6 tRNA genes and 1 rRNA gene are annotated in these 906 nt (G+C 47.7%); all 7 read right to left on the bottom strand.

The features are described 5' to 3' along the window. A tRNA-Phe gene (locus G9G54_RS24825) sits at positions 1-73 on the bottom strand. Positions 74-139: 66 nt separating this feature from the next. Then, positions 140-216 (bottom strand) — tRNA-Asp (locus G9G54_RS24820). A gap of 23 nt (positions 217-239) precedes the next feature. Further along, positions 240-315: transfer RNA gene (locus tag G9G54_RS24815), tRNA-Thr, on the bottom strand. A gap of 4 nt (positions 316-319) precedes the next feature. Beyond that, a tRNA-Val gene (locus G9G54_RS24810) sits at positions 320-395 on the bottom strand. Between the two features lie 6 nt (positions 396-401). Next, positions 402-473 (bottom strand) — tRNA-Glu (locus G9G54_RS24805). 32 nt (positions 474-505) lie between these two features. Further along, positions 506-597, bottom strand: a tRNA-Ser gene (locus tag G9G54_RS24800). A gap of 131 nt (positions 598-728) precedes the next feature. Further along, positions 729-906 (bottom strand): 23S ribosomal RNA (locus G9G54_RS24795); the annotation flags it as partial.

The following is a 906-nucleotide window of genomic DNA, read 5'->3' as shown; positions in this document are numbered from 1 at the left end:
TGGCTCGGGACGGAATCGAACCGCCGACACGAGGATTTTCAGTCCTCTGCTCTACCGACTGAGCTACCGAGCCATATTTTATTTTATTACTACATCATATAATCCGCACTTTATATGCCAATTATATATGAATTTAAAATGGCGGAACTGACGGGATTCGAACCCGCGATCTCCTGCGTGACAGGCAGGCATGTTAGGCCTCTACACCACAGTTCCCTAGATTTTTCAAAATTCAAAAATGGTGCCGGCGAGAGGACTTGAACCCCCAACCTACTGATTACAAGTCAGTTGCTCTACCAGTTGAGCTACACCGGCACAATGGTGGAGGCTGAGGGGATCGAACCCCCGACCCTCTGCTTGTAAGGCAGATGCTCTCCCAGCTGAGCTAAGCCTCCATAATATGACCCGTAGGGGATTCGAACCCCTGTTACCTCCGTGAAAGGGAGGTGTCTTAACCCCTTGACCAACGGGCCTTGCAAAATAAGTTCTGGTTTCAATAAATTTATGGCGGAGAGAGAGGGATTCGAACCCTCGCACCACTTTCGCAGTCTAACCCCTTAGCAGAGGGTCCCCTTATAGCCACTTGGGTATCTCTCCATATAAATGGACTCGCTTAGCAAAACTCCGCAAGTTATTCTTTAACTCACCAAAGTGATTTGGAATATCAAGCGCAATTTCAAGGTTACACCCTGAAAACTGGATCCGAAACTTATTTGCGTTTTATTTTTTAGGATAAGCCCTCGACCGATTAGTATTGGTCAGCTCCATGCATTACTGCACTTCCACCCCCAACCTATCTACCTCGTCGTCTTCAAGGGGTCTTACTAATTGGGAAATCTCATCTTGAGGGGGGCTTCACGCTTAGATGCTTTCAGCGCTTATCCCTTCCGTACATAGCTACCCAGC

It is taken from the genome of Paenibacillus sp. EKM212P, from assembly GCF_011066115.1.
In the GTDB taxonomy this organism is placed as follows: domain Bacteria; phylum Bacillota; class Bacilli; order Paenibacillales; family Paenibacillaceae; genus Paenibacillus; species Paenibacillus polymyxa_B.
The sequence above is the reverse complement of the archived record's forward strand: the minus strand, read 5'-3'. Positions and strand labels throughout refer to the sequence as shown.